This window comes from Endozoicomonas sp. ONNA2 (assembly GCF_024606365.1).
Taxonomy (GTDB): domain Bacteria; phylum Pseudomonadota; class Gammaproteobacteria; order Pseudomonadales; family Endozoicomonadaceae; genus Endozoicomonas.
This window is the reverse complement of record NZ_JAHHPO010001167.1, coordinates 1-1,076: the sequence shown is the minus strand read 5'-3', so window position 1 is coordinate 1,076 and position 1,076 is coordinate 1. Positions and strand designations below refer to the sequence as shown.

Sequence of the window (1,076 nt, the reverse complement as noted above, 5' to 3'; positions counted from 1 at the left end):
ACGAGGTGACGCCGGGGTACCACCCATTAGTAATTTTTGATGCGGATGAGACACTGTTTTCCTATGACGTTAGCGAGACCCTGGATCCCACTGGCGGTACTAAAAAAGTGTTAAAAATAGTTCCTGCTGAAAAAGATACTGAGCAGACCCTGAAGGGCATCAGAGAAAAGGCACCCGACGCACAAATTATAGTGTTGGCCCAGGACACAGCAAGCGAAACCAGAAGAAAGCTGGCAGCAGCCAACATCAATGCGCAACTGTTTGACAGTATCGTAAGTGACAAACAGTGTTCCAAGGGTACAATGATGGCGCGATACATTCAGCAAATGCCTGAGCGCCCGGCACAGGTTTGTTTCGTTGATAACACGGAAGAAATGTTATCAGATGTGGAAAACACCTGTGAAACATTGCAAATCCATTACAATACATTCCTCTACACAGGAGCAAGAGCGATGTCAAACAGGGCATTTGCCCATGGTCGTCAACTGACAAGGGAGGAACTTGTAAAGCAACTTGAGACGGCGTGAAACTGAACGTGATGCCCGGGTTTGAAATAGATCCTGAATTTTTGAACCACAAAGGCACAAAGGATAAGAAAAAGCTCTTCATTACCGTGAAAAATATTTTGCTTAACCATTTTTCATCCCTGAAGGTGGCGCAAAATATTTTCACGCGCCATGGGCATTACCGTGAAAAATATTTTGCTTAACCATTTTTCCTGTTCGTCATATACGAAACCAGCCATGCACTTTCCGACAACAGTCCCGGCAGCCTCGGTAAGAACCCCGGCAGTCTCGACATCAAGCCAGGTAGAATCGCCGACAGCAGTTGAGATAGTCCGGACAGCCAGGTTAGCCCCGAAAGCCCCGACAGCGACTGCGGCATTAGCCCTGGTAACCCCGGTAGCAACCCCGAGAGACGCGACAGCAGCACCGAAACCGATGGCAAGCCTGGGGAAAATCTTTAAAACGGATCGGCTAAAATGTTTAATAGTCGGGATTCTGCGAACAACTTCATTGAACTGCCTTGCAGGATTATCCAGGAGGCTGTCCGAGAATAGCGCCCGACCGTAGCGA

The 1,076-nt window shown here is 48.1% G+C and carries 2 protein-coding genes; one reads left to right on the top strand and one right to left on the bottom strand.

Annotated features, from left to right (window positions below; translation table 11 throughout):
• Positions 1–527, top strand: a 527-nt coding sequence (locus KDK14_RS20600) for a DUF2608 domain-containing protein (protein ID WP_257267113.1), incomplete at its 5' end; no start/stop codon positions are given.
• Positions 528–640: 113 nt separating this feature from the next.
• Here KDK14_RS20600 and KDK14_RS20595 read toward each other — a convergent pair.
• Positions 641–1,076: hypothetical protein (locus KDK14_RS20595; protein WP_257267112.1), on the bottom strand; the 436-nt coding region annotated here is incomplete at its 5' end.